Origin of the sequence: Kitasatospora sp. NBC_01302 (genome assembly GCF_035976515.1) — a bacterium.
Taxonomy (GTDB): Bacteria; Actinomycetota; Actinomycetes; order Streptomycetales; family Streptomycetaceae; genus Kitasatospora.
In genome coordinates, this window is record NZ_CP108404.1 from 8,953,120 (window position 1) to 8,976,334 (window position 23,215).

20 protein-coding genes are annotated in these 23,215 nt (G+C 72.2%); 15 read left to right on the forward strand and 5 right to left on the reverse strand.

The window, feature by feature from the left end; translation table 11 throughout:
- Positions 1 to 4: 4 nt before the first annotated feature.
- Genes OG294_RS38890 through OG294_RS38905 form a run of 4 tightly spaced genes read left to right on the forward strand, consistent with a single transcriptional unit; the run spans position 5 to position 3,723 of the window.
- Positions 5 to 1,525, forward strand: a complete 1,521-nt coding sequence (locus OG294_RS38890; RefSeq protein ID WP_327071292.1) for a hypothetical protein — start codon at positions 5 to 7, stop codon at positions 1,523 to 1,525.
- A 14-nt stretch (positions 1,526 to 1,539) separates the two neighbouring features.
- Entirely contained in the window at positions 1,540 to 2,265 is a 726-nt protein-coding gene (locus OG294_RS38895) for a hypothetical protein (RefSeq protein ID WP_327071293.1), read from the forward strand.
- On the forward strand, positions 2,262 to 2,987 hold the full coding sequence (locus OG294_RS38900; RefSeq protein WP_327071294.1) for a hypothetical protein: 726 nt from the start codon (positions 2,262 to 2,264) through the stop codon (positions 2,985 to 2,987). The genes OG294_RS38895 and OG294_RS38900 overlap by 4 nt, the downstream gene beginning before the upstream one ends.
- A 46-nt stretch (positions 2,988 to 3,033) precedes the next feature.
- Complete coding sequence (locus OG294_RS38905) at positions 3,034 to 3,723, forward strand: response regulator transcription factor (protein ID WP_327071295.1); 690 nt, start codon at positions 3,034 to 3,036, stop codon at positions 3,721 to 3,723.
- Here the strand turns inward: OG294_RS38905 and OG294_RS38910 are convergent.
- Positions 3,626 to 6,514, reverse strand: coding sequence for an AfsR/SARP family transcriptional regulator (locus tag OG294_RS38910; RefSeq protein ID WP_327071296.1), 2,889 nt, complete (start codon positions 6,512 to 6,514; stop codon positions 3,626 to 3,628). The two genes, OG294_RS38905 and OG294_RS38910, sit on opposite strands and share 98 nt — an antisense overlap.
- Before the next feature lie 551 nt (positions 6,515 to 7,065).
- On the opposite strand from OG294_RS38910, the gene OG294_RS38915 reads away from it, so the two are divergent.
- From OG294_RS38915 to OG294_RS38945, 7 genes are all read left to right on the forward strand, one after another.
- Positions 7,066 to 7,827: a DeoR/GlpR family DNA-binding transcription regulator gene (locus OG294_RS38915; protein WP_327071297.1), complete on the forward strand. Its 762-nt coding sequence runs from the start codon at positions 7,066 to 7,068 to the stop codon at positions 7,825 to 7,827.
- Between the two features lie 176 nt (positions 7,828 to 8,003).
- A complete protein-coding gene (locus OG294_RS38920; protein WP_327071298.1) occupies positions 8,004 to 9,368 on the forward strand; it encodes an ABC transporter substrate-binding protein in 1,365 nt (454 codons plus the stop codon).
- 140 nt (positions 9,369 to 9,508) lie between these two features.
- Positions 9,509 to 10,345: a carbohydrate ABC transporter permease gene (locus tag OG294_RS38925; protein ID WP_442789393.1), complete on the forward strand. Its 837-nt coding sequence runs from the start codon at positions 9,509 to 9,511 to the stop codon at positions 10,343 to 10,345.
- Positions 10,342 to 11,214, forward strand: coding sequence for a carbohydrate ABC transporter permease (locus tag OG294_RS38930; RefSeq protein WP_442789293.1), 873 nt, complete (start codon positions 10,342 to 10,344; stop codon positions 11,212 to 11,214). The genes OG294_RS38925 and OG294_RS38930 overlap by 4 nt, the downstream gene beginning before the upstream one ends.
- A 28-nt stretch (positions 11,215 to 11,242) precedes the next feature.
- Complete coding sequence (locus tag OG294_RS38935; protein WP_327071300.1) at positions 11,243 to 12,232, forward strand: zinc-dependent alcohol dehydrogenase family protein; 990 nt, start codon at positions 11,243 to 11,245, stop codon at positions 12,230 to 12,232.
- Entirely contained in the window at positions 12,229 to 13,215 is a 987-nt protein-coding gene (locus OG294_RS38940) for a carbohydrate kinase family protein (protein ID WP_327071301.1), read from the forward strand. Before OG294_RS38935 ends, OG294_RS38940 begins: the two co-directional genes overlap by 4 nt.
- Positions 13,216 to 13,338: 123 nt before the next feature.
- Complete coding sequence (locus OG294_RS38945) at positions 13,339 to 13,866, forward strand: hypothetical protein (RefSeq protein ID WP_327071302.1); 528 nt, start codon at positions 13,339 to 13,341, stop codon at positions 13,864 to 13,866.
- Positions 13,867 to 13,952: 86 nt separating this feature from the next.
- On the opposite strand, the gene OG294_RS38950 is transcribed toward OG294_RS38945, so the two are convergent.
- Positions 13,953 to 14,327 (reverse strand): hypothetical protein, encoded by a 375-nt coding sequence (locus OG294_RS38950; RefSeq protein WP_327071303.1) that lies wholly within the window; start codon positions 14,325 to 14,327, stop codon positions 13,953 to 13,955.
- A gap of 246 nt (positions 14,328 to 14,573) precedes the next feature.
- Between OG294_RS38950 and OG294_RS38955 the strand changes: the two genes are divergently transcribed.
- Positions 14,574 to 15,767, forward strand: coding sequence for an FAD-dependent oxidoreductase (locus OG294_RS38955; RefSeq protein ID WP_327071304.1), 1,194 nt, complete (start codon positions 14,574 to 14,576; stop codon positions 15,765 to 15,767).
- 577 nt (positions 15,768 to 16,344) lie between these two features.
- On the opposite strand, the gene OG294_RS38960 is transcribed toward OG294_RS38955, so the two are convergent.
- Positions 16,345 to 17,784, reverse strand: a complete 1,440-nt coding sequence (locus tag OG294_RS38960; RefSeq protein ID WP_327071305.1) for a carboxylesterase/lipase family protein — start codon at positions 17,782 to 17,784, stop codon at positions 16,345 to 16,347.
- A 79-nt stretch (positions 17,785 to 17,863) separates the two neighbouring features.
- On the reverse strand, positions 17,864 to 18,781 hold the full coding sequence (locus tag OG294_RS38965) for an MBL fold metallo-hydrolase (protein WP_327071306.1): 918 nt from the start codon (positions 18,779 to 18,781) through the stop codon (positions 17,864 to 17,866).
- A gap of 140 nt (positions 18,782 to 18,921) precedes the next feature.
- On the opposite strand from OG294_RS38965, the gene OG294_RS38970 reads away from it, so the two are divergent.
- The 3 genes from OG294_RS38970 (at position 18,922) to OG294_RS38980 (ending at position 21,967) form a co-directional block, all read left to right on the forward strand.
- A complete protein-coding gene (locus tag OG294_RS38970) occupies positions 18,922 to 19,821 on the forward strand; it encodes a helix-turn-helix domain-containing protein (protein WP_327071307.1) in 900 nt (299 codons plus the stop codon).
- 204 nt (positions 19,822 to 20,025) lie between these two features.
- Positions 20,026 to 21,282, forward strand: coding sequence for an alpha/beta hydrolase (locus OG294_RS38975; RefSeq protein WP_327071308.1), 1,257 nt, complete (start codon positions 20,026 to 20,028; stop codon positions 21,280 to 21,282).
- 253 nt (positions 21,283 to 21,535) lie between these two features.
- A complete protein-coding gene (locus OG294_RS38980; RefSeq protein WP_327071309.1) occupies positions 21,536 to 21,967 on the forward strand; it encodes a hypothetical protein in 432 nt (143 codons plus the stop codon).
- A gap of 75 nt (positions 21,968 to 22,042) precedes the next feature.
- On the opposite strand, the gene OG294_RS38985 is transcribed toward OG294_RS38980, so the two are convergent.
- Complete coding sequence (locus OG294_RS38985) at positions 22,043 to 23,176, reverse strand: aromatic ring-hydroxylating dioxygenase subunit alpha (RefSeq protein WP_327071812.1); 1,134 nt, start codon at positions 23,174 to 23,176, stop codon at positions 22,043 to 22,045.
- Between the last annotated feature and the right edge of the window lie 39 nt (positions 23,177 to 23,215).

A 23,215-nucleotide genomic window follows, 5' to 3' on the forward strand; every position in this document is an offset into this window, starting at 1 on the left:
CCGAATGAGCATCAGGCATCTCGACTGGTCGCCGTTGGACCGGGACTCGGACCCCGTCCACGCCGACCCCGACGTGGTGGTCGCGGCACAGAAGCGCTACGCCCTCATCGCCACGACCATCGACGACGCGACCGCCAAGCTGCAGCAGATCGTCAGTACCAACAGCGACAGCCTCGCCGGCAAGTACGTCCAGGGGCTGAAGTCCGAGGCGAGTTCGCTGAACGACAGACTCAGCAAGGCCGCTGTGCGGTACCACGACGTCGCCAACGAGATCAACAAGTACGAGCCGGACCTGGACCAGGGGCTCAGCGAGACCGCCGGTGCGCTGACGGACGCCGAAGCGGCCAAGAACGCCCAGACCAAGGCGAACGGCATGCCGGATCCGCAGAAGAGCTCGGACGGCACCACCACCCCCGCGGAGCAGCAGAAGGGCACCGACAAGAGCAAGGCCCAGTCCGACGCGAACGCGAGCATGACGGCGGCGAAGACGCGGCTCAACAACGCGCTGGACGCGCTCAACGTGGCCGGCAAGCGCTTCGGCGACGCGGTCAGCGCCAGGAGGTACGACGACGGGCTGACCGACTCCTACAAGGACAAGCTCGACGCCGTGATGGCCAAGATCAGCCAGATCTTCGCCATCATCGGCATGATCCTGGGCGCCCTCGCGATCCTCATCCCCGGCGTGGACGTGCTGGTCATCGCCGGAGTGGTGGCCGGCGCCGTCACGCTGATCGCCAACGTCGTGCTCTACCACGACGGCAAGGGCAGCGTCGTCGACGTCGTCCTCGGGGTGATCGGGCTGGGCATGGCGGGCCTCGGCGCCGTCGTCTCGCTGGTGGGCAAGGGGCTGTCCGCCGGTGCCAAGGCCGCCGCCGCCCTCGGCGGCAAGACGCCCAAGCCGATCGTGACCCAGGGGGGCAACAACATCCAGATGGTGCCGCTGCGGCCACCCGGCGGCGGCGGAGGTGGCGGTGGTGTCCCGAACTTCTCCCGGCCGTTCGGGCCGGGCAACACGCCGCGCCCCATCCCGAACTTCTCCAGGCCGCTCCCGAAGCCGGGCAACACGCCGGGCAACGTGCCGGGCCGCCCGGTCCCGAACTTCTCCAGGCCGCTCCCGAAGCCGGCGCCGAACGCGGCCAGCGACTGGCAGAACCTGTCGGACTGGTTCAACAACCCGGCCACCAACTGGGTGCTGGGCAAGCTCGGCGTCATCACCCCCGACACCGGGTTCTGGGCCTCGGCCTGGGCCCAACTCAAGGGCGCCGGCGACATGTGGGCCACCCTGCTGACCGATCCGGCGAAGTTCGGCAAGGACTTCGCGAGCATCATCACCGGTCTGAAAGGCCCCCTCGACCTCGCGGCCATCATGAAGGCGGGCGGCCTCGGGGGCATCTCGCCGCTCTGGTTCGCCTGGGGCGGCCTGAACGGCGCGTTCGGCATCGGTGCCGGATTCATCTACACCGGCGGGCGTCTGATGGGCTGGATCCCCGCGGTCAACCCGCCGGGCCAGGTGCCCGCCACGTGAGTGAGGGAGGGACGATGAACGACGATCTGCTGGCGCTGACCCGGCTGCCGTGGCACTGGGAGTGGGTGCCGGCCCTCGGAGCGGGCGAGCCGGAGCGCGAGACGTGGACCGAGCACCTGGTGGCGCTGTTCGAGCAGTGGACGGGCGAGGGCCTGGTCGCCGCGCGCGCGGCCTGGCCGGCCGATGCCGGGGCGGAGTTCCCCTTCACCTCGGACCTGCTGGGACGGGACGCCGCCCGCTGGCTGCTGGAACGCGCGGACCAGCTGCCCGCCTGGTCCCGGCTGGCCTGGGGCGCGGTGTTCGTGGGCGGCCGGCCCAGGTGGGCGCCGGTCCCGGTCGTCGTGGACTTCTCCGGGCCGGTGGCGGGGGATCCCAACTACCTCATGCACCTGGTCGGGGCCCGCGGCACGGAGGGCGACGCACGCGAGCCCGCCGTCGACTACGTGACCACCCCGATCGGTGACGGGTTGCGGGTGTTCGCGCTGTGCCGCAGCGCGGAGGGCGCCGCCTACGCGCGCGTCAACGCCGCGCTCCGCCTCGACGTGCCGCCGACCGGCGGCGCGCCGGGCGTCGGCATCGACGTCCTGCTGACCACGCTCGTCTTCGAGATGGGACTGATGGCCTTGATCGGCAATGGAGTCGAGCAGTTGATGCAGCAGATCGCCGACGAATGCGCTCCCGCCGACGCGAGCCCGGCCCGCCTCGGCTTCGTCGCTGCCGCCGAAGGGGGAGCGCCGTGATCGACTTCGAACTCGTCCTCCCCGACGGCTGGGTGCAGATTCCCACCACACCGGACACCACCACGCTGCGCCGCCGGATCATCGACGACGTGATCCGCCACCACCTGCCCGACTCGCTGCCGCGGGACAAGGCGGGTCCGTGGCGCCGGATGCTGCGCAAGGAGCTCACCGAGGCGACCGACGAGGCCGCCCGGCAGAGTGCTCGCTCGGTGTTCCTGCCGCTGCAGGAGTTCAGCGGCATCCGGCTGCCCGGATCGATGCTGGTGACCGTCCTCGAAGGCGAGGACGAGAGCGAGGACCCGGAACAGCTGCTGGCCTCCATCCTCGCCGACGCGGGGACCGAGGGGACCTATCTGGAGATCGGCGGCGCTCCGGCGGTGCGGGTGGCCTCGGTCGTCGACAGCAGTCGGGTCCGGCGCAAGGCACCGTCCTGGCGGGTCTCGTACTACGTGTCCAACCCCGACGCGCCCGGGGTGTGGGGGCTGCTGACCTTCACCGTGCTGACCGACGGCGATGTCGCCGCCGAGCCGGTCCAGGCCGTCGTGCTGCTCTTCGACATGATCGTGGCGACGCTGCGCTGGGCGGACCGCACCGACGTCCCCACCGAGGACGAGGTGCTCGACCAGCTGGCCCAGGTCGCCCAAGCCGCCCAGGTGTCCGAAGCGGCCCAGCAGTCGGGGGAGGGCGCGCCGTCCGGCGAGCCGAGCCCCAACGCCGTCTGAACCGGTCCTGAAGGATGTCTGAACCCGGCTCCGCCACGCTGGGCGTATGACACTCGTCGCCACCCCAGTGCCGGCCGGTTCCACCTGCGTGCGGATCGCCATCACCAGCCCGGACATCCTCGCCCAGATCCGGCAGGTGTTCGCCAGCAAGAACCTGGCCGTCGACATCGTCCGAATGCCCTACGTCGAGGTCACCGTCAGACCGGCACCCGGGCCGGTCGCAGCGGTCGCCGTGGCCGCCACCGGCCGGTCCGCCGTGGCGACCGCGCCGGAGCGGGTGGCCGGCCCCGTCGCCCCGGCCGGTGTGCGGGCCGCTCGCCGGCTGTGCGCGGAGTACCGGCTGAGCGTGGTGGAGGTCGGCGGCCGGTCGGTGGCCGAGGACCCGGCCCCCGAGACCCGGCCCCGCCTGGCCGCGCTGCCGGACACCGGGGCCGACAGCCCGGTGGCCGCGCTGTCGCGGCGTCAGCACGAGGTGATGGCCCTGGTGTCCCGCGGCGCGCGCAACGCCGAGATCGCCGCGCGACTGCACGTCAGCGAGAAGACCGTGAAGAACCACGTCAACCGGATCTTCCGAGCCCTGGGGGCGGGCAACCGGGTCGAGGCGGTGCTGATCTGGCAGCAGCACCGGCGAGGCGGGACTATCCGGCGCGACGCACCCGATCCCCGGCGCGACGCATCGGACGCCCGGCCGTCACCGGTGGGGGATCGGCATCCAGCACCCGCAGGAACTCCGTGACCTCGGCGGTCTCCTCGGCCCCCAGCTCCTGCAGCCGCAGCAGCGCCCGGCCCGCCAGGCCGCGCGTCGCCCGCCGGGCCGGGCCCGAACGGTGCACCCGGGCGAGCGCGAACAGGGCCAGCGCCTCGTGGTAGCGGTCGCCGCCCGACTCGGACAGCGAGAGCGCGTCCGTCAGGTACCGCAGCGCCTTCCCGGTGTTGGCGAGCCCGTGTTCCGCCACGCCCAGGCTGATCAGGATGTTGGCCTCGGCCGGCACGTTGCGCCCGCTGCGCGCCGCGGTCAGGCCGGGCCTGCCACAGCGTAACGACTCATCGAACTCACCCATTTCGGCGTGCAGTTCGCACAGGACGTCGAGGCAGCGCGCCTCGTGGTACCCCGACCCGACGCGGTGCGCCAGGTCCAGGGCCGCTCGGGCGTGGGGCAGCGCGGCCGTGTAGTCCTTCGCCCCCCGAAGCGCGGCGGCCAGACTGCTCAGAAGACCGGTGCGCAGCACGTCGTCGTCGAGATCCGCCAGCAGGCGCAGGCCGTGCTGGAGCCGGTCCACCGCGGCACCGTGACGGCCCAGTCGCGTGTGGGCCACGCCCAGGTCGCCCAGCAGGAGCGCCTGGGCCCGCCGGTTCCCGGCCAGCTCGGCGCTGCGCAGTGCGACCAGGAGGAGGTCCACCCACGGCCGGGCCTGCCCGGCGGTGGAGAAGTAGTCGAAGAGCAGGTGGGCCAGCTGCCAGGCCTGCTCGTGACAGCCGATCCGCTGTGCCGTGCGCACCAGCGCGGCGACGTTGTCCCGCTCCTGTGCGCACCAGGCCACGCGTTCCCGCTGCTCGTCGAGGCGCGACGGCCCGTGGCCGTCCGCGGCCGGACCGGCGGGCGCGAGCCCGGCCCAGTGGCCCCCGCTGTCCCGCGTCAGGGTTCCCACGTACCACCGCAGCAACCGCTCCAGGGCCGCTCGACGCGTGGTGCTCGTCCCGTGGCCGCGGGACACCTCCTCGGCGTAGATGCGTGTCAGGTCGTGCATCCAGTAGCTGCTGCCGGTGGTCTCCACCAGGTGCTGGGCGGCCAGGCTGCGCAGCGCCGTCGCCGCGGCCGGCGGCGTGACGTCCAGCAGCGCGGCGGCAGCCTCCATGCGGATGCCCACGCCCGGGAACAGCCCGAGCGTGCGGAAGGCGTGGGCGGCCGTGGCGTCGAGCCCGGCGTAGGACCAGGAGAGCACGCCGCGCACCGAGGACAGCTCGTCGTCCGGGATCTGCAGGGCGTCGAGCCGGCGCCGCACGTCCTCCAGGTCGGCGATCAGGTCGGCGATCCGCGAGCGGGGGCCCGCGGTCACCTGCTCGGAGGCGATCCGCAGCGCCAGCGGCAGGTGGTCGCACAGGTCGGCGAGGCGCCGTGCCGCCGAGGGTTCGGCGCCGACCCGGGCACTGCCGATCGCGTCGCGGAGCAGTCGCAGCGACTCCTCGGCGGTGAACGGGGACAGCGACACCCGGCGGGCCGCGTAGCGGACCGCGAGGCCGCTGAGCCGGTTGCGGCTGGTCACGACGGTGAAGGAGGGGCCGCCGCCCGGCAGCAGGTCCTCCACCTGGTCGGCGGAAGCGACGTTGTCCAGCACGATGAGCATGCGCCTGTTCTGCACGATGCTGCGCCACAGCGCGACCCGTTCCTCCTGGTCCGCCGGGATCTTCCCGGCGTTCAGCGAGGTGAGCAGGTGGTGCAGGGCGTCCACGGGGGAACTGGCCGGGTGCTTGGGGTCGAAGCCGCGGAGGTTGAGGTACAGCTGGCCGTCGGGGTAGTCGGCGGCCAGCAGATGACCGCAGTGGACGGCCAGCGCGGTCTTGCCGACCCCGCCGACTCCGACGACCATCACGATCTGCGGGCACCCGGCCTCGTCGGCCCCGCCGCCACCGCTGGCGGTGCGTGCCGCGTCCAGCACCTGTCGGACCGACCCGGCACGCCCCACGAACCCGCCGACGCCGCGCGGCAGTTGCGCCGGCCGGGGGACAGGCGCGTGCGCCGGTGCGACCGCCTCGCCACGCGGACGGGCGCCGGCCCCGGCGTTGTCGGACAGGATCGACGCGTACAGGGCCTGCAACTCGGCCGACGGGTCGATCCCCAGCTCCTCGGCGAGCAGCCTGCGCAGCTCGTGGTACTGCGCGAGCGCGTCGGCCGTCCGGCCGCTGCGCCGCAGCGCCGTCATCAGCAGGGCACGCAGCCGCTCGTGGTACGGGCTGTCCGGCACGTGGCCCGTCAACTGATCTGCCACCGTGGCCGGTTGCCCGAGTTCCAGGAGAAGTTCGGCACGCTCCAGCAGCAGCCGCAACCGCAGCTCAGCCGCCCACGTGCGGTGCTGGGCGGCGAACGGACCCGGCAGGCCGCCCAGTGCGGAGCCCGGGTGCCAGCGGGCCAGTGCCCCGTCCAGGGCGGTGACCGCGGCGGCGGGGTCGTGCCCGGCCCGGCTGTGGCGGGCCCGGTCCGCCAACTGCTCGACCACGCTGATGTCGAGCCGGCCGGGGGCGAGATGGAGCGCATAGCCCGGCCCTGAACTGGTCAGCGGGTCGCCCAGACCCTTCAGCGCGCGGCGCAGGCCGGAGACGTAGGTGTGCAGGATGCCGGCCGCGGTGGCCGGGGGAGCCTCGCCCCAGATGGAGTCGATCAGATCGTCACGGGAGACGACACTGTCGGTCCTCAGTGCGAGAACAGCGAACACCGCGCGTTGCTTCGGCGAGCCGAGAAGCAGTTCTCGCCCCTGGGCGTAGGCGCGCAGCGGTCCGAGAGTCTCAACCCTCAGGCGGTCGTTCTCCACGACGGTCTCTCCCTCGGAGAAAGCAGAGTTCCGGCGCGGGGTGGGGGCGTTGTTCCGGCTCTGCGTAGCCTGGTGGTGCGATGAGGACGTCCGGCGCCCGGGCGACCACGGCCGTGCGCGTGGGTCTGCCGGGCGCTCCGGAGCCAGGTCCGCAGTACTGTCTCCGGGAGTGGTCCCGAGGTGGTCCTGAGATCGTCGGCCACCAGAGCTGGGGCCGGCCCGGACCATCGGGGTCCGAGTGTCGTCGGTGTCCGACACCGGGGTCAAGCCCCGTGACCGTGCCTTTCCCCTGCGCAGGATGACCGGATCCGCACCGATCCAGGCGCTGTTGTGCCGGATCGGGAGCCGGAACCCGGTCATTCGGGCATCGCAGAGCGGCCGCCGAGCAGGCTTGTGCCGCTGACCTGCAGTCATCTCCACCGGGAACGGGCATGATTCGGGCCTGATCCGGTCGGCCGTGGAGCTGTCCGTCGTTCCGGCACGGGGGTATAAATCTTCCACGGGCGCATTTCGGGCTTCCGATGTCCGAACGGGCGGAGGGAGATCGGGAGATGCAGGCAGCGGAGCGGCAACACCGGATCCTGGTCCTGGCCCGCCAGGAGGGGCGCGTCGAGGTCACCGCCGCGGCCGCCGACTTCGACGTCGCGGTGGAGACCATCCGGCGCGACCTGAGCGAGTTGGAGCGCAGGGGGCTGGTCCGCCGTACCCACGGCGGCGCCTACCCGGTCGAGAGCACCGGCTTCGAGACCGACCTGGCGCAGCGCGTCACCCGGCACGTGGAGGCGAAGCGCCGGATCGCAGCTGAAGCCGTCAAGTTGGTGGGCGAGGCGGAGAGCGTCTTCGTCGACGAGGGCTACACCCCGCAGCTCCTCGCCGCGCTGCTGCCGGGCGACCGTCCGCTCACCGTGGTGACGGCCTCGCTGTCGACCGCCGCGGCGGTGGCCGACTCGGCCAACATGACCGTCCTGCTGCTGGGCGGCCGGGTCCGCGGCCGGACCATGGCCACCGTGGGCTCCTGGGCCTGCGCGATGCTCTCGGGCTTCGTCATCGACCTGGCGTTCCTGGGGGCGAACGGGATATCCCGCGACCTCGGCCTGACCACGCCCGATCCGGCGGTGGCCGACGTCAAGGCCAAGGCCCTGGAGGTGTCCCGCAGAAGGGTCTTCATGGGTCACCACAGCAAGTTCGGAGCCAGCAGCTTCTGCCGTTTCGCCGAGGTCGGCGACTTCGAGACCATCGTCACCGACACCGAACTGTCCAGCGCGGAAGCCCACCGCTACGCCTTGCTGGGACCGCACGTCGTCCGGGCCTGAGGCACCGGTCCCGAGAAAAGCCCCGCGTTCGAAGACCAGCACGCCCCGGGCGCCACCGGCCGGTGGCCGTGGCGCGGCTGCCGCCGTCTCCGCAGGACGCACGGCCGCCGCCCCGGTCGCCCGTGCCCCGAACCGGTCCCACCCGACCGGGTTCGCCGAGAAAGGGAACACGCACCATGACGATCAGACAGACGGTCCTGCGCGCCACCGTGCCGCTGGGCCTGGCAGCCCTCTGCGGCGCCACCCTCGCGGGATGCAGCGGCGCCGGTGGCGCCGGCGGCGGCTCGCAGGCGCACGCCATCAACGTGCTGATGGTGAACAACCCGCAGATGGAGGACCTGCAGAAGCTGACGGCGGCCAACTTCACCAAGACCACCGGCATCAAGGTCAACTTCACCGTGCTGCCGGAGGACGACGCCCGGGACAAGTTCACCCAGGACTTCTCCAGCCAGTCCGGCCAGTACGACATCGCGACCATCAGCAACTACGAGGTCCCGTTCTACGCGAAGAACGGCTGGCTGGCCTCGCTCAGCGGGCACGCGAGCAGCGACAGCGGCTTCCAGCAGAGCGACATCCTGCCCACCATCCAGCAGGCGCTGACGTACAACGGCCAGATCTACGCCGAGCCGTTCTATGGCGAGTCCTCGTTCCTGATGTACCGCAAGGACGTCTTCGCGGCCAAGGGCCTGACCATGCCCGCCAACCCGACCTGGGAGCAGGTCGCCGACCTGGCGGCCAAGGCCGACGGGGCGCAGCCGGGCATGAAGGGCATCTGCCTGCGCGGGCAACCGGGCTGGGGCGAGGTGATCGCACCGCTGACCACCGTGGTCAACACCATGGGCGGCACCTGGTTCGACCAGAACTGGCAGGCCCAGCTGACCGCGCCGGCCTTCACCGCCGCCACCGACTTCTACGTCAACCTGGTGAAGTCCCACGGTGAGGCGGGCGCGCCGCAGTCCGGCTTCACCGAGTGCCTCAACGACATGGAGCAGAGCAAGGTCGCCATGTGGTACGACGCGACCTCGGCGGCCGGCTCGCTGGAGGCCTCCGACTCACCGGTGGCGGGGAAGATCGGGTACGTGCCCGCGCCGGTCGACCAGACGAAGAGTTCGGGCTGGCTCTACACCTGGGCCTGGGGGGTGCAGAAGGCCAGCAAGCACCAGGACGACGCGTGGAAGTTCATCTCCTGGGCCTCCGGGCAGGGCTACGAGAACCTGGTCGGCCAGAGTCTGGGCTGGTCCCGGGTGCCGGCCGGCAAGCGCGCCTCGACGTACCGCAACCCGAGCTACGTGGCCGCCGCCTCGGCGTTCGCCCAGGCCACCGAGACCGCGCTGACCAGCGTCGATCCGCAGAACCCGGGGGTGCAGCCGCGGCCCGCGCCGGGCATCCAGTTCGTCGGGATCCCCGAGTTCACCGATCTGGGCACCCAGGTCTCGCAGCAGATCAGCGACGCGATCGCGGGCCGGACCAGTGTGGACCAGGCGCTGAAGAACAGTCAGGCGCTCGCCGCCAAGGTCGGCGCCAAGTACGCCGGTCACTGACGGAGGCACCCTTGAGCACCCTCTCGATCCTTCGCAGCCGGCGCCCCTCGGAGGCGTTGCGGCCCGGCGCCCCGCCGGTGAGCCGCCGGCCGCGGGGCGCCTGGTCCCGCCGGGCGCCGCTGCTGCCGGCGCTGGTATTCATGATCGTCGTCACCCAGCTGCCCTTCGTGGGGACCCTGGTGATCTCGTTCATGCGCTGGAACGCGCTGGAGCCGGACGACCGCGGCTTCGGCGGCCTGGCCAACTACAAGGCGGCGTTCGAGGATCCGGCGCTGCGCTCGTCCATCGGGACCACGGTCCTGCTGACCGCCGCCGTGGTCCTGGTGAGCCTGCTCCTGGGGCTGGTGCTGGCGCTGCTGCTCGACCGGCGATTCCGTGGCCGCGGCATCGTGCGCACGATGCTGATCACGCCCTTCCTGGTGGTGCCCGCGGCCTCCGCGCTGCTCTGGAAGCACGCGATCTACAACGCCTCCTACGGTCTGCTGAACGGCACGCTGACCTGGCTCTGGAGCCTGTTCGGCAGCACCCGCGCACCACAGCCGGACTGGCTCTCGACCACGCCGCTGCTCGCGGTGGAGGCCTCGCTGATCTGGCAGTGGACGCCGTTCATGATGCTGATCCTGCTCGCCGGACTGCAGAGCCGGCCGATGGACGTGGTCGAGGCGGCCCGGGTGGACGGGGCGAGCACCTGGCAGGTGTTCCGCTACCTCACCTTCCCGCACCTGCGCCGCTACCTGGAGCTGGCCGCACTGCTCGGCAGCATCTACGTGGTGCAGAACTTCGACGCGGTCTTCACGCTGACCTCCGGCGGCCTGGGCACCGCCAACCTGCCCTACACCGTCTACCAGACCTTCTACCAGGGCCACGACTACGGCCAGGCCTCCGCCGAGGGCGTCCTCGTGGTCATCTGCACCATCCTCCTCGCGACCTTCGCGCTGAGGACCGTCTCGTCGCTGTTCCGGGAGGAGTCACTGTGACGGCCGCGACCACCACCCTGTCCGCCCCGCGCCGTCGTGCCGCCGCGGCCCGGCGGGGCGGCGCCCTGCTCGGGCTGCTGGCCTGGGGCTGCGGGGTGCTCTTCTTCCTGCCGTTCGCCTGGATGGTGCTCACCTCGCTGCACAGCGAGTCGGCCGCGGCCACCAACCCGCCCAGCGTCGGGGCCGGGCTGACCCTGCAGGGCTACCGGGAGTTCTTCGGCGCCGGCACCGGGGTGAGCCCGTGGCCGCCGCTGATCAACTCCCTGACGGCCAGCGTGGCTTCGACGCTGCTGGTGCTGCTGCTGTCGATCCCCGCCGCCTACGCGCTGTCGATCCGGCCGGTGCGCAAGTGGACCGACGTGATGTTCTTCTTCCTGTCCACCAAGATGCTGCCGGCCGTGGCGGGCCTGCTGCCGATCTACCTGATCGCCCAGAACGCCGGCATGCTGGACGACATCTGGCTGCTGGTCATCCTCTACACCGCGATGAACCTGCCGATCGCGGTGTGGATGATGCGTTCCTTCCTGGCCGAGGTGCCCAGGGAACTGCTGGAGGCGGCCTCGATCGACGGCGCGGGGCTGCTGACCACGCTGGCGCGGATCGTGGCTCCCGTGGCCATGCCGGGCATCGCGGCCACCGCGCTGATCTCCTTCATCTTCAGCTGGAACGAACTGCTGTTCGCCCGGGTGCTGACGGGCGTCGTCGCCGGCACCGCACCCGTCTTCCTCACCGGCTTCGTCACCAGCCAGGGCCTCTTCCTGGCGAAGGTGTGCGCCGCCGCCGTCTGCATCTCCGTGCCGGTGCTCGTCGCCGGCTTCGCCGCCCAGGACAAGCTCGTCCAGGGCCTCTCGCTTGGGGCAGTCAAATGACCGGTCAGATCGTCTCGGGGGCGGTGCGGTGAAGGCCGCCGTCATCAGCGCACCCGGTGTGGTGACCATGGAGACCGTGGCGGATCCGGCACCGGGCCCGCGGGAGGTGGTGGTCAAGGTGGCGGCCTGCGGTCTGTGCGGCACCGATCTGCACATCCTGCAGGGCGAGTTCGCGCCCACCCTGCCCATCGTCCCGGGCCACGAGTTCGCCGGGGAGGTGGTCGCCGTGGGCACCGGCGTCGGTGAGCTGGCGATCGGGGACCGGGTCGCCGTCGACCCCTCGCTGCCCTGCCACGAGTGCCACTACTGCCGGATCGGGCGGAGCAACCTGTGCGAGCACTTCGCCGCGATCGGGGTCACCGTCCCGGGCGCGGCCGCCGAGTTCGCCCTCGCCCCGGCCGCCAACTGCGTGCGCCTGCCGGAGCACGTCCGCACCGAGGACGCCGCCCTCATCGAACCGCTCTCCTGCGCGGTGCGCGGGTACGACGTGCTGCGCAGCCGGCTGGCCAGCAACGTGCTGATCTACGGCTCCGGCACCATGGGTCTGATGATGCTGGAGCTCGCCAAGCGCACCGGGGCGGCCAGCGTGGACGTGGTCGACATCAACAGCGAACGGCTCACCGCCGCCCGCCTGCTGGGCTGCACCAACGCCGTCGCCGACGCCGCGGAGATCGAGCGACCGCGCGGTTGGGACGTGGTCATCGACGCCACCGGCAACGAGCGGGCCATCCAGGAGGCCCTGGGCCGGGTCGGCAAGGGCGGCACCTACCTGCAGTTCGGCGTCGCCGACTACGCCGCCCGGGCGACGATCGAGCCCTACCGGATCTACAACCAGGAGATCACCATCACCGGCTCGATGGCGGTCCTGCACAGTTACGAGCGCGCGGCGGAGCTCTTCGCCGCCGGGGTGCTGGACCCGCAGGTCTTCATCAGCGACCGGCTCCCGCTGGCCGACTACGCCGCCGCGCTGCGGCGCTTCCAGGCGGGCAAGGGCCGGAAGATCGTCATCACGCCATGAGCACCCGAGCACCCCTGCCGCGCGCGGAACCGTCGGCCCTGGTCATCGGCGAGGCGCTCATCGACATCCTGGCCGCACCGGACGGCCGGCGACGCGCCGTCCCCGGGGGCAGCCCCGCGAACGTGGCGCTCGGGCTGGCCAGGCTCGGCCACCCGGTGCGGCTGGCCACCCGGGTGGGCGGCGACGAGTACGGCCGCATGCTGCGGCGCCACCTCGGCGAGAGCGGTGTGCGACTCACCGACGGATCGGTCGTGGACGCCGCGACGTCCACCGCCACCGCCGTCCTCGACGCCGAAGGCGTGGCGAGGTACCACTTCGACGTCAGCTGGAGTCTGCCACCGGTGGCGACCGACCCGGCCGCCACCGGCCAGGTCGCGCATCTGCACACCGGGTCGATCGCGGCGCTTCTTTCCCCCGGCGCCGAGCAGGTGGTCGCGGCCGTACGGGCGGTGCGCCCGGGCGTCACCGTCTCCTACGACCCGAACCTGCGCTCCGCGCTCCTGGGCCCCGCGGCGCGGGAACGGCCGCGGGTCGAGGAACTCGTGGCCCTCAGCGACGTGGTGAAGGCCGGCGACGAGGACCTCGGCTGGCTCTACCCCGGCCACGACCCCGGCGCGGTGGCCGCACGGTGGGCGCGCAGCGGCCCCTCACTCGTGGTGCTGACCCTCGGGGCCGGCGGCGCACGGGCCTTCTGGCGGCACGGCGGCCACCGGGTCCGGCCGGTGCCGGTCAAGGTGGCGGACACGGTCGGCGCCGGCGACGCCTTCATGGCCGGCCTGCTCAGCGGGTTGCTGCGGGCCGGGCTGCTGGGCGGCGCCCGGGGGGAGCGGGTGCCCGCCCGCGACGAGCTGCGGGCCGCCACCGGCGCGCGGCGGCTGCCCGCTCCGGTGGTCGAGTCGCTCGCCCTGGCAGCCCGTACCGCGGCCCTCACCTGCACCCGCCCGGGCGCCGACCCGCCGCGCCGTGCCGAGCTCCTGGACTGATCGCCGAAACGCGTCTCGACGTCGGGCGCGCGTCTGCGGGTGCTGGCACGGCGGCATCCCCGTAACGTCGCTGTGAGGAGTGGTGGCATCGGTGGGACGCAGGGACAGGGAGAGGCGAGGAACATGACGATCGGCGAGCCCGCGCGACGTGACGTCCCGAACGCCGGATTCGTCCGGCGGTGGCAGCAGGCGGTGGACACCCACCTGCCGCCGACCAAGCGCTCGCTGCTGGTGACCTGGGTCTCCTTCGGCGCGACCTTCGGCACGACACGGCTGATCACGCACGGCATCCGGGGCGGCTGGCTGCCCTGGGGGAACGTCTCGGCGGGCGGCAGGCACCTGCACCACTACAACTTCGGCATCGCCGCGCTGGCCGGCGTGGGACTGGTCGCGGTGCGGGGCGACCGGCAAGCCGTCGGGCATCCCGCGGTCGCCGCCGGCTACGGGGCCGGCACGGCGCTGATCGCCGACGAGTTCGCCCTGCTGCTCGACCTGCAGGACGTGTACTGGGCGAAGGAGGGCCGGGTCAGCGTGGACGTGGCCTTCGGGGTCCTGGCGGCGCTCGGTACCTACCTGACCGCCGTGCCGTTCTGGCACGAGGTCGTCCGGATCACCCACCAGAGCGCCCTGCGGCGGCTGGGCGTCCGGTGACAAGCCGTGAAGGCCGGGCACCGGGCAGGCGGCCGGTGAACGAGCGACGGCGCCACCCCGGTGCGCGGTCCTGAGGCCCGCCCGACTCAGGCCGGGCGCTCGGCGTCGAGGCGCATCTGCTCGCGCCGCGTCTCCTCGGTGATCTCCAGGCGCCGCACCTGAGCCTCGATCTCGGCCTTGCGCACCTCGGCACGGGCCTCGATCTTCGCCTTCGCGACCACGCTCACCGCGGTCGCCGCCGCACCGAGCCCGGTCGCGATCTCCGTCAGACTTACGGGCAGGGCGCCCATGGGGCCGGGGACTGCTCCCGGTCCGGGACGGGTGGGCTGACAGGCCGGGGACGGGGCGTCGGTCCCGCTCGTCAGGTCGACGACGGCGCCGGCGCCGTCCGGGGAACCCTCGTCGACCAGGTCGAGAGGCTGCTCGTCGGAGGCGGGGCCCTGGTGCGGATCGGCTGACATGGCGTCAGTGTATCGGTGGGTGTGCCGTGCCGGCCGTCGCGTGCAGCCCACCAGCTGTGCCCCGGGCAAGGGCCGCCGCCCGGGGGCGTGCTAGGGTCGGCGGCGCTGGATGGAATGCGCGAAAAATTCGCTCCTGAATGGTGTTTCTGAGCGGCGCCCCACGTGGTGTTCGTCCCTCGTCGAGGGACCCGGTGCTTCCTTCGTTGTCATGAGCGAAGGCAGAGGACTGTGCACTTTCCGTATCGTGTGATCATCATTGGCGCTGGGCTGGGTGGACTCGCGCTGGCCCACGGCCTGCGCAAGCAGGGCATCGACGTCGCCGTCTACGAACGCGACGCCCACCCCGGGGCCCGTCCCCAGGGCTACCGCATCCAGCTCGACGAACCCGGCCTGACCGGTCTGCGGGAGTGCCTGCCCGCCGCGCTCTTCGAGCTCTGCCTGTCGACCGCCGGCGCGCCCCCGGCGCGGGTCTCGGTCCGCAACCGCCGGCTGGACGTCCTGGCGGACAAGGCCGCGGCGCACAGCTCCGCCGCTGCCGACGTGTCGGGCCCGCGCGCCTTCAACCGCCCGACGCTGCGTCAGATCATGCTCCTGGGACTCGACGGCCAGGTGCACTACGGCGCGCGACTGGTGGGCTACGGGCACGACGCCGACGGCAGGGTCACCGCGCGCTTCGCCGACGGCCGGACCGCCACCGCCGACCTGCTGATCGGCGCCGACGGCGTCAACTCGGCCGTACGCGGGCTCCTGCTGCCCGGGGCCCGGGTCGAGGACGCCGGGCTGCGGCTGGTCTACGGCAGGATCCCGCTCGACGGAAGCACCCGGGCACAGCTGCCCTCCTGGGTCTTCGAGAGCATCTTCACCGTCGTCACCGGCGGCCCGGGCCAGCCGCACCTGGGCCTGGGCCCGGTGGAGTTCGGCCGCCGACCCGAGGAGGCGGGCCGGGCGCTGACCCCGCCCGTGGACCTGTCCCCGGTCGGCGACTACGTCGCCTGCCTGGTCGGCGCTCCGGCCGACCACCCCGCGATGCCCTCCTTCGCGGAGCTGCGCACCCTCGCTCCGGCCGCGCTGCGCGACCTCGCGCTGCGGTGGACGGGTGAGGGCTGGCACGAGGATGTCCACGGCCTGCTGGCGCACTGGGACACCGACTCGCTCTTCCCGTTGCGGATCTCCACCGCCGCCCCCGTGCCGCACTGGCAGCCCGGGCCGGTGACGCTGATCGGTGACGCGATCCACGCGATGAGCCCGGTCCTGGCGATGGGCGCCAACACCGCCGTCCGCGACGCCGGCGAGCTCACCCGGGCGCTGGCCGAGGCGGCGGGCAGGGGCGAGCCGTTCGTGCGGGCCGTCGGCCGGTACGAGAACCGGATGCGGGAGTACGCCTCCCGGATCGTGGCCGACTCCCGGCAGACGGGGCAGCAGCGGGTCGGTCAGCGGTAGCGCTCATCCTGGGGACCGGGCGCGGCGCCGCTTACCGGCTCCGGCGAGCCCTGGCTATCCACTGACGCTCTCGCACCGCGGCGATTTCCGGATAGCGCCCGTGCCGGTCCTTCGATCATCCTTGCCAGGGACACGGCACCGGCTGACGGTGCGTCTGCTGGGGCCGTCCGCCTCCCGGGGCGGACGGGCCCTTCGCGCGCGCCTTCGTCGGTCGGCGTCCGTACCTTTCACCCGCCGTGGCCCCGTGGGGCATCGGCATGAAGACGAATGGAGAGACCATGTTCGGCGGAACGGCCAAGTTCATCGTTGCCGCGGCGATCGCCGCAGGAGTCGTGGCACCGGCGGGTGCGTCCATCCAGCAGGCTGCGGGCGGGGTCGTGCACCGGGTCGCCCACATGTCCCTGGACCCGGACGACAACAGCTGGAGCGCGCCCGCGCCGCAGCAAGTGGTGCCCGACGCAAGCGGGTCGGCCGGTCCCACGGGGGGCGTTGCCCAGGCGGCCGGTGACGGCAGCTGGGCTGGGGAGGGCTGGGCCGGGGCTTCCCGGGTGCGCGGTGCGAGGGCGGACGGGGACGTTCAACCACCCAGAATCTCCGCCGCGGGTCGTCGCGGGTCGTAGCCGGCCCAGCCCGGGTCCCCGCTGCGGGCGAAGGCGGTCCAGGCGCCGTGGATGTGGGCTGCGAGTCCGGTCGGGGCGGGGCCTGGGCCGAGCAGGCGGGTGTCGGCGTGGAGCCAGGGCTGGTGGGCGTGGTCGAACACGAAGGGCAGTTCGACGGTGTGGGCGGCGCCGAGTCGTCGGCCGAGGGCTGTGGAGCGGTACGCGAACGAGTAGAGGTGCGTGCGGCCGCCCGAGATCCGCGCGTGGGCCCGGGCCATGCGCGCCGTGCCGGTCTCGAACAGGGCAGCTCCGAGCAGGGCCGAGCGCAGTTCGCCCGGCGTGTCGTCGGGCCTGGCGGTGCGGAGGGCGGCGAGGGCGGTGTGCGGGTGGGTGTGCAGCCGGGTGGCGAGGGTGAGCAGGTCGGCTTCGGTGGTGGACTCCAGGGCGTCCTGCGGCACGAGGTAGAGGTGTCCCTCCTGGGTGTTGGTGCCGATGAGCAGGTCGACGTCGCGGGCCGGGCCCTGGGCGAGGGCGTCGGCGGGCTGGACGGGCAGCACCAGGCTGAACGGGCTGAGCCCGGCCAGCGGGTCGGTGGCGGTGGCGGTGTGCAGGTCGAGGCCGGCCAGGGCGGGCAGGATCGCCAGGAAGCGCTCGTCGGGGATCGGGGCGAACGCCTCAGCGGTAGGTTCGATGCCCAGGGCCGCGGCGGCCCGGGTGGTGACGCGTCGGGCCTGTTCCGGGGTGAACGCGCCGGTGCCGTTGCCGCTCTGGATGATCGCCCGCTGGAACAGGCCGGCTGCCTGTGGTGCGGCGAGGAGTGCGCCGGTGAGGGTGGCGCCCGCGGACTGGCCGAAGACGGTGACGTTGCCGGGGTCGCCGCCGAAGGCCGCGATCGTGTCGCGCACCCAGCCGAGTGCGGCGAGCACGTCGAGCAGCCCGCGGTTGGCGGGGGCACCGGGCAGATCGAGGAAACCGGGAATGCCGAGGCGGTAGTTGACCGTGACGAGGACGATGCCGTCGCGGGCGAAGGCGCTGCCGTCGTAGAGCCTGGCGCGGTTCGAGCCGGTGACGAAGCCGCCGCCGTGCACGAAGACCATGACGGGGCGCCGGGCGTCGTCGGCGGCGGGCGTGTGGACATCGACGCTCAGGTACTCCGCGCCGGGCACCCAGCCCGGTCCGAAGTAGGGGGTCATGTCGAGCCGGCCGAAGCTGCGGGCCGGTTGGGGAGCGGTGGGGGAGGGCCGGGTGGCGTCGCGGACACCGGACCAGCCCGGGTGCGGTGCGGGCGGGGCGAAGCGGCCGGCGCCGGTGGGTGGCGCGGCGTACGGGATCGCGCGGTAGCGCTCGCCGGTTGCGTCACGCAGGCCGCGCACGGCGCCCGCCGGGGTTTCGACGACTGGAACTGCCTGTCGGGGCACGGGAGATACTTCCTTTCGGGAGGGTCGTCACAGGGGTCGTCAAAGGGCCGTCGGAGAGGTCAGGAGAGGTCAGGAGAGGTCAGGAGAGGCGCGAGAATCCCGCCCACTGCTTGATCGTGAACGTCGACCCGCTGCGTGCGACCCGCGCGGCACCCTGGCCGCCGAAGTGCGCGGGGAAGACGAGCGCGTTGGTCTCGGCGGCGCGGGCGAGCAGTCTGTGCCGGGTGGCGCGGGAGGCCGCCGGGTCCTCGCAGAAGCAGGAGTTGGTCTGCGGATGCGTGATCTGCAGGGCGGTGTGCATCAGGTCCCCGACGAACAGGGCGTGTTCGCCGCCGGACTCCAGGGTGAGTACGGACGAGCCGGGGGTGTGCCCGGGTGCGAGATCCAGGCGCAGGTTCTGGTCGATCCGGTACGTGCCCTCCCACAGGTGGGTCAGTCCCGCCTGGTGGACGGGTGCGACGCTGTCCTCGAAGACGTTCTGGTTCCCGCGGCCGAGTACGGTCGTGGTCTCGTTGGCCGGATCCCAGAACTCGAAGTCCCGGCGGGTCATCAGGTAGCTGGCGTTCGGGAAGGTCGGCGCCCAGGTCCGGTCCTGGAGGCGGGTGTTCCAGCCGACGTGGTCGATGTGCAGGTGGGTGTTGACCACGATGTCGATGTCCTCGGGCCGCACCCCGGCGGCGGCGAGGTTGTCGAGGTAGTCCGTCTCCAGGCGGTTCCACACCGGCGCGTAGGGCCGGTCCTTGTGGTTGCCCACGCCGGTGTCGACGAGGATCGTGCGTCCCTGGCTGCGCAGCAGCCAGGACTGGATCGCGGTCTGGCACTCGTTCGTCCGCGGGTTCCAGAAGTCGGGTGCCAGCCAGTGGCGTTGCTCCTGCCACGCGCCGTCCGGGCTGTCCGGGAAGAACCCCTCCGGGGGCAGCTGGGACGAGCCGTAGAACTCCTTGATGCGGGTGACGGTGACCTCGCCGAGGGTGATCTGCTCCGGGTGCTGTTCCATGGGGTCCCTCCAGGGCCTCGTGGGGTGGGTGGCCGACTGGGACCGAGCCTGGACGCCTGCCGGGGCGTGGGCCACTCCCGGGCTGTCCTACCCCTGGCAGGGTGTGGCTGGGAGAGCACCGGGCACCGAATACTGGGGTGATGAACGGACCCGGCCCGCTCGGCGCCTTCCTCCAAGCCCGACGAACGCAACTGCGGCCCGAGGACGTCGGCCTGCGCGACCTCGGGCCCCGCAGGCGGGTGGCGGGGCTGCGGCGCGAGGAACTGGCCCAGCTGGCGGGCGTCAGCGTCTCCTACTACGCCCGCCTCGAACAGGGCCTGTCCCGCGGGGCATCGGCCGAGGTGCTCGACGCGATCGCCCGCGCCCTGCTGCTCGACAGCCACGAGCGCGAGCACCTGGAGCGGCTCGCCGTCGCCGCCCGCCACGCGCCCCGGGTGCGCCGCCCGCGGCCCGAGAAGCTCGCCGACGAGACCCGCGACCTCCTGCGCGCCCTCGACGGCGTCCCGGCGCTCGTGCTGGGCCGGCGCACCGACGTGCTGGCCTGGAACACCCTCGGGCACGCCCTGCTCGCCGGTCACCTGGACGTCCTCGCCCCGGACGACCCGGCGCGGCGCCCCAACATGAGCCGGATGCTGTTCCTGGACCCGCACGGCCAGGAGCTGTACGCGGACTGGAAGAGCAAGGTGCGCGCGGTGGTCGGCAACCTGCGCCTGGCCGTCGGCAGGCACCCGCAGGACCCGCTGCTCGCGCAGCTGATCGGCGAACTCACGATGAGCAGCCCGCAGTTCCTCGCCCTGTGGCGCGACCACCGGGTGGCGCCGTGCGAGGCCGCCTCCTACGAGCTGCACCATCCCGTCGTCGGCACGGTGACGGTCACCCAGCAGACGCTCTCGATCGCCCGTTCACCCGACCAGCTGCTCATCGTCTGCACGACCCCCGCCGGCTCCTCCTCCGAGCAGGCCCTGGCGCTCCTTGCCCAGGCGTGCGCCACCCGGACTGTTGTGGCGCAGGACATGCGAAGTGATCGCCCGGGCGGGTGAGGCGCAACTCCCTTCAGCCCGGCGGAAGAGAGCGAAGAGTCCAGATTTCCCCTGTCCGAAGTTGACCGTACACGGCTAATGTCCTCGCAGCAGGCCGGGCCGGACACCGACGTCCTGCTCAGCTGCGGGATTCACGGTGCCCGCCGCACCCGGCGAGATCCGCAGGTCCGGTCGAGCTTCATCGAGAGAGGGAATGTGCCTGTGATGCCACAGCGTTCGATCCGCCGCCTTCTGCTACCTGCCCTCGCGAGCCTGCTGTTCGCGGCCTTCGCCGGCAGTGCCGCATCCGCCGACCCGGCCGCCGCGGGTGCCGGAGGCAGCCTCACCCCCGGCGCCGGCGCCCCGGCCGACCCCAGCACGCCGCCCGTCCTCTCGGACGGCTTCGGGCTGACCCAGGTCACCCGGAGCGATCCGTCGCTGAACAGCCCCTACATTCCCGCTGCCACCGCTACCGACTTCACGATCACGGTGACGACACCCGAGGTCGCCAACGACCCCAGCAGCGTCGGGCACCACATCCGGATCGTCCTGCCCGCCGACTACTACAGCAGCCCGGGCAAGCGCTACCCGGTCCTGTACCTGCTCCACGGCTCCCCGGGTGACCCCTGCGACTACTTCAACAGCTCCCTCTTCCCCCAGTTCAACGCGGTGAAGAACACCTCGGGGATGATCACCGTCATCCCCGACGGGGGCGCCCGCAGCTGGTACTCCAACTGGCGCGACCAGAGCACCCAGGCCGGTTCCCAGAACTGGGAGAACTTCGAGATCGACCAGGTGATCCCGTTCATCGACGCGAACCTGCGCACCGTCGCGGATCGGCAGCACCGCGCCATCGCCGGTATCTCGATGGGCGGCTTCGGTGCTCTGCACCTTGCTCAGCTTCACCCGGACCTGTTCGGTCAGGTCGCGAGCCTGTCGGGCGATGACGACCTGTCGCGCAACGAGATGGTCCTGCGCGAGGTGGTCGTCGCCTCGCTCATCGACGGGTACGGGGCTCTTCCGGTCCTGACGAGCGGCATCGTGCCCGGTGTCTCCACCTGGAGCGCCTGCCATCCGACGAACGACCCCTATCAGCCCGCCGTCAGCAGCGACGCGCTGTTCGGCTCGCCGTACCCCCTGTCGATCACCCCGCCGTACAACGACTCGCTGTGGAACGCTGCCGACCCCACCGAGCATGCTTCGGCGTTCGCAGGCATGGGCGTCTCCCTCTACGTCGGCAACGGCAACGGACCGTCGGGGGACGTCAGGGAGTGGTGGATGGAGAGCTCGTCCCAGCACCTGGCCGCCGCCCTGACGAGCGCCGGCCAGACCCCGTACTTCGTGGACTACGGCGGTGGCGCCGGCTGGGGACGGTGTGACGGCGGCCATGACTCCACCTGCTGGGACCAGGATCTGGCCGACCTGCTCCCGCGCCTGCAGCGGACGTTCGACGCCACCAGCGCCACCCACCGCAGTGGGTGACCGCCCGCTCCAGGCTGCCGCCTCGACACGCTGCTGATCGTTGGGGCGGCTCAGGCGCCACCGACCGGGCGACGGACGGGCCCTAACACATCGTCGGGGCGATTGGCTATCCGCAGGTGCGCACCGCCGGCGTCACGAAGTGGATAGCTGCGAGATCGCTGCTCCAGGAGGCTGTACTGCGGGGCGCCAGGGTCCGACACCGGCGCCGTCCGTGGATGGCAGTTCACTCGACAAGGGCGGGATCATGAAGTCCATGCGCAAGACCACCAAGATACTCGTGACGGGCGCCATGGCAGTGGCGGCCATGGCCGGGGTGTCCGGGGCCGCCTCGGCGAACGACATGAGTGCCTTGAACCGTGGCCAGAGCCTCAACCCCGGGGACTCGATCTGGGCCGACAACATTGGTGGGGACGTTCACTACCAGCTGACCCTGCAGACGGACGGCAATCTCGTCGAGTACAGGCACAACGACGGGGTTGCGGGGGCCTCGGTGTGCTGGTCGACGCACACGAACGGGTCCGGTGCGACCAATGCGACCTACCAGTCGGACGGCAACTTCGTCCTCTACAACGGAGGTTGGGTGCTCTGGTCGTCGGCCACCAAGGGGGCGGCGGGGTCGAACGTCAACATCGACACCGAGGGCGAGGTCTGGTTCGGCAGCACGAAGCACACCGGTCTCTGCTGACCCGACCTCCGGGACGGCACCGACCAACGGGTCGGTGCCGTCCCGCGTTTCAGGGCACGGTTCGCGCGCAGCAGGTCACGGCCCCTCGCGGTGCACGCCGCACGGGCCGTCGACGGCGGGGGGCTCGGCGGCGGCTTCGGGAGCAAGCGGTGTGCCGTTGGTCCGCAGGACGTTCCGGACCTCCAGGATGAGCGGGAACACCTCGTGGTTGCGGTCCTCGCCCTGTTCGTCCCAGGCCCGTTGCTCGGCCTCGACCGCCATCCGGTCCTGGGCGAAGACCCTCTCGGTGAAGCGCCGGATGAGCGGCCAGGCCAGGTGGATGAGCCCGGGAACCGGCGGCTTCGCGATCATCAGCAGTCCGTAGGCGTGGCACGTGCGCTGCTCGGCGTCCCGTGGGACGTAGGCGGTCCAGAGGGAGAACGCCGGCAGCTCGGCGCCGGTGGGGACAGCCTGCAGGGTCTGGTACGGGTACTCGGTGCGGATGGTGACCACGTCGGGTGTCTGCCGTCCACCGAGCCCCTCGGCGGAGAGCAGACCGGCGCCGCGGTCCTTCCTGCCCCCGGCGGGCACGAACAGGTAGCGCGCCTCGACGAACCGCGGCCCGGCCTCGTAGCCCAGCAGCTCCGGCTGGATCCTGCCCAGCACGCTGCGGTGCAGGAACTGGTGGTTCATGTCCAACAGGTTCTCGTGCATGAACGAGTAGTGGCACCGCACCGTGCGGGAGAACGTCATCGTCCGGTGCGTGGCCGCGCCGAACTGCGGCAACTGCGGGAACGGCGCTGCGGCGGCCTTCTCCGGGTCGCCGGGGAAGACGAAGACCAGGCCGTACGCCTCGCGCACCGGGTAGGACCGCACGCCGCGCGGGGGCCGCTCACAGCCCCTGGGCAGGTACGGGATCTGCGAGATGCGGCCGTTGCCGCGGTAGGCCCAGGCGTGGTAGCAGCAGCGGAGCGTCTCCTCCTCCACGACGCCCATGCTCAGCGGCACCTGGCGGTGCGCGCAGCGGTCCTCCAGGGCGTGGACCTTCCCGCTTCGGCCGCGGTAGAGCGCGATCCGCTCCCCGGCGAAGACGGCGGCGAAGGTGCCCTCCTTGCGCACGGCCGAGGAGACGGCCACCGGGTACCAGAAGTCGGGGTCGATCCCGACGCGCCGCAGATCCGTGGTGGTCTCGCGATACGCGGCCACCGGTACCGGGGCACCGTCCGCCACCGCACCGGCGACGGGCAGGTCGCTTCCGGGTCCGAATTC

Excerpts from the sequence above, each read along its gene's own strand:
- OG294_RS38890 (WP_327071292.1), top strand. The coding sequence starts at position 5 with ATGAGCATCAGGCATCTCGACTGGTCGCCGTTGGACCGGGACTCGGAC.
- OG294_RS38895 (WP_327071293.1), top strand. The coding sequence starts at position 1,540 with ATGAACGACGATCTGCTGGCGCTGACCCGGCTGCCGTGGCACTGGGAG.
- OG294_RS38905 (WP_327071295.1), top strand. The coding sequence starts at position 3,034 with ATGACACTCGTCGCCACCCCAGTGCCGGCCGGTTCCACCTGCGTGCGG.
- OG294_RS38915 (WP_327071297.1), top strand. The coding sequence starts at position 7,066 with ATGCAGGCAGCGGAGCGGCAACACCGGATCCTGGTCCTGGCCCGCCAG.
- OG294_RS38920 (WP_327071298.1), top strand. The coding sequence starts at position 8,004 with ATGACGATCAGACAGACGGTCCTGCGCGCCACCGTGCCGCTGGGCCTG.
- OG294_RS38925 (WP_442789393.1), top strand. The coding sequence starts at position 9,509 with ATGATCGTCGTCACCCAGCTGCCCTTCGTGGGGACCCTGGTGATCTCG.
- OG294_RS38940 (WP_327071301.1), top strand. The coding sequence starts at position 12,229 with ATGAGCACCCGAGCACCCCTGCCGCGCGCGGAACCGTCGGCCCTGGTC.
- OG294_RS38945 (WP_327071302.1), top strand. The coding sequence starts at position 13,339 with ATGACGATCGGCGAGCCCGCGCGACGTGACGTCCCGAACGCCGGATTC.
- OG294_RS38950 (WP_327071303.1), bottom strand. The coding sequence starts at position 14,327 with ATGTCAGCCGATCCGCACCAGGGCCCCGCCTCCGACGAGCAGCCTCTC.
- OG294_RS38965 (WP_327071306.1), bottom strand. The coding sequence starts at position 18,781 with ATGGAACAGCACCCGGAGCAGATCACCCTCGGCGAGGTCACCGTCACC.
- OG294_RS38970 (WP_327071307.1), top strand. The coding sequence starts at position 18,922 with ATGAACGGACCCGGCCCGCTCGGCGCCTTCCTCCAAGCCCGACGAACG.
- OG294_RS38975 (WP_327071308.1), top strand. The coding sequence starts at position 20,026 with ATGCCACAGCGTTCGATCCGCCGCCTTCTGCTACCTGCCCTCGCGAGC.
- OG294_RS38980 (WP_327071309.1), top strand. The coding sequence starts at position 21,536 with ATGCGCAAGACCACCAAGATACTCGTGACGGGCGCCATGGCAGTGGCG.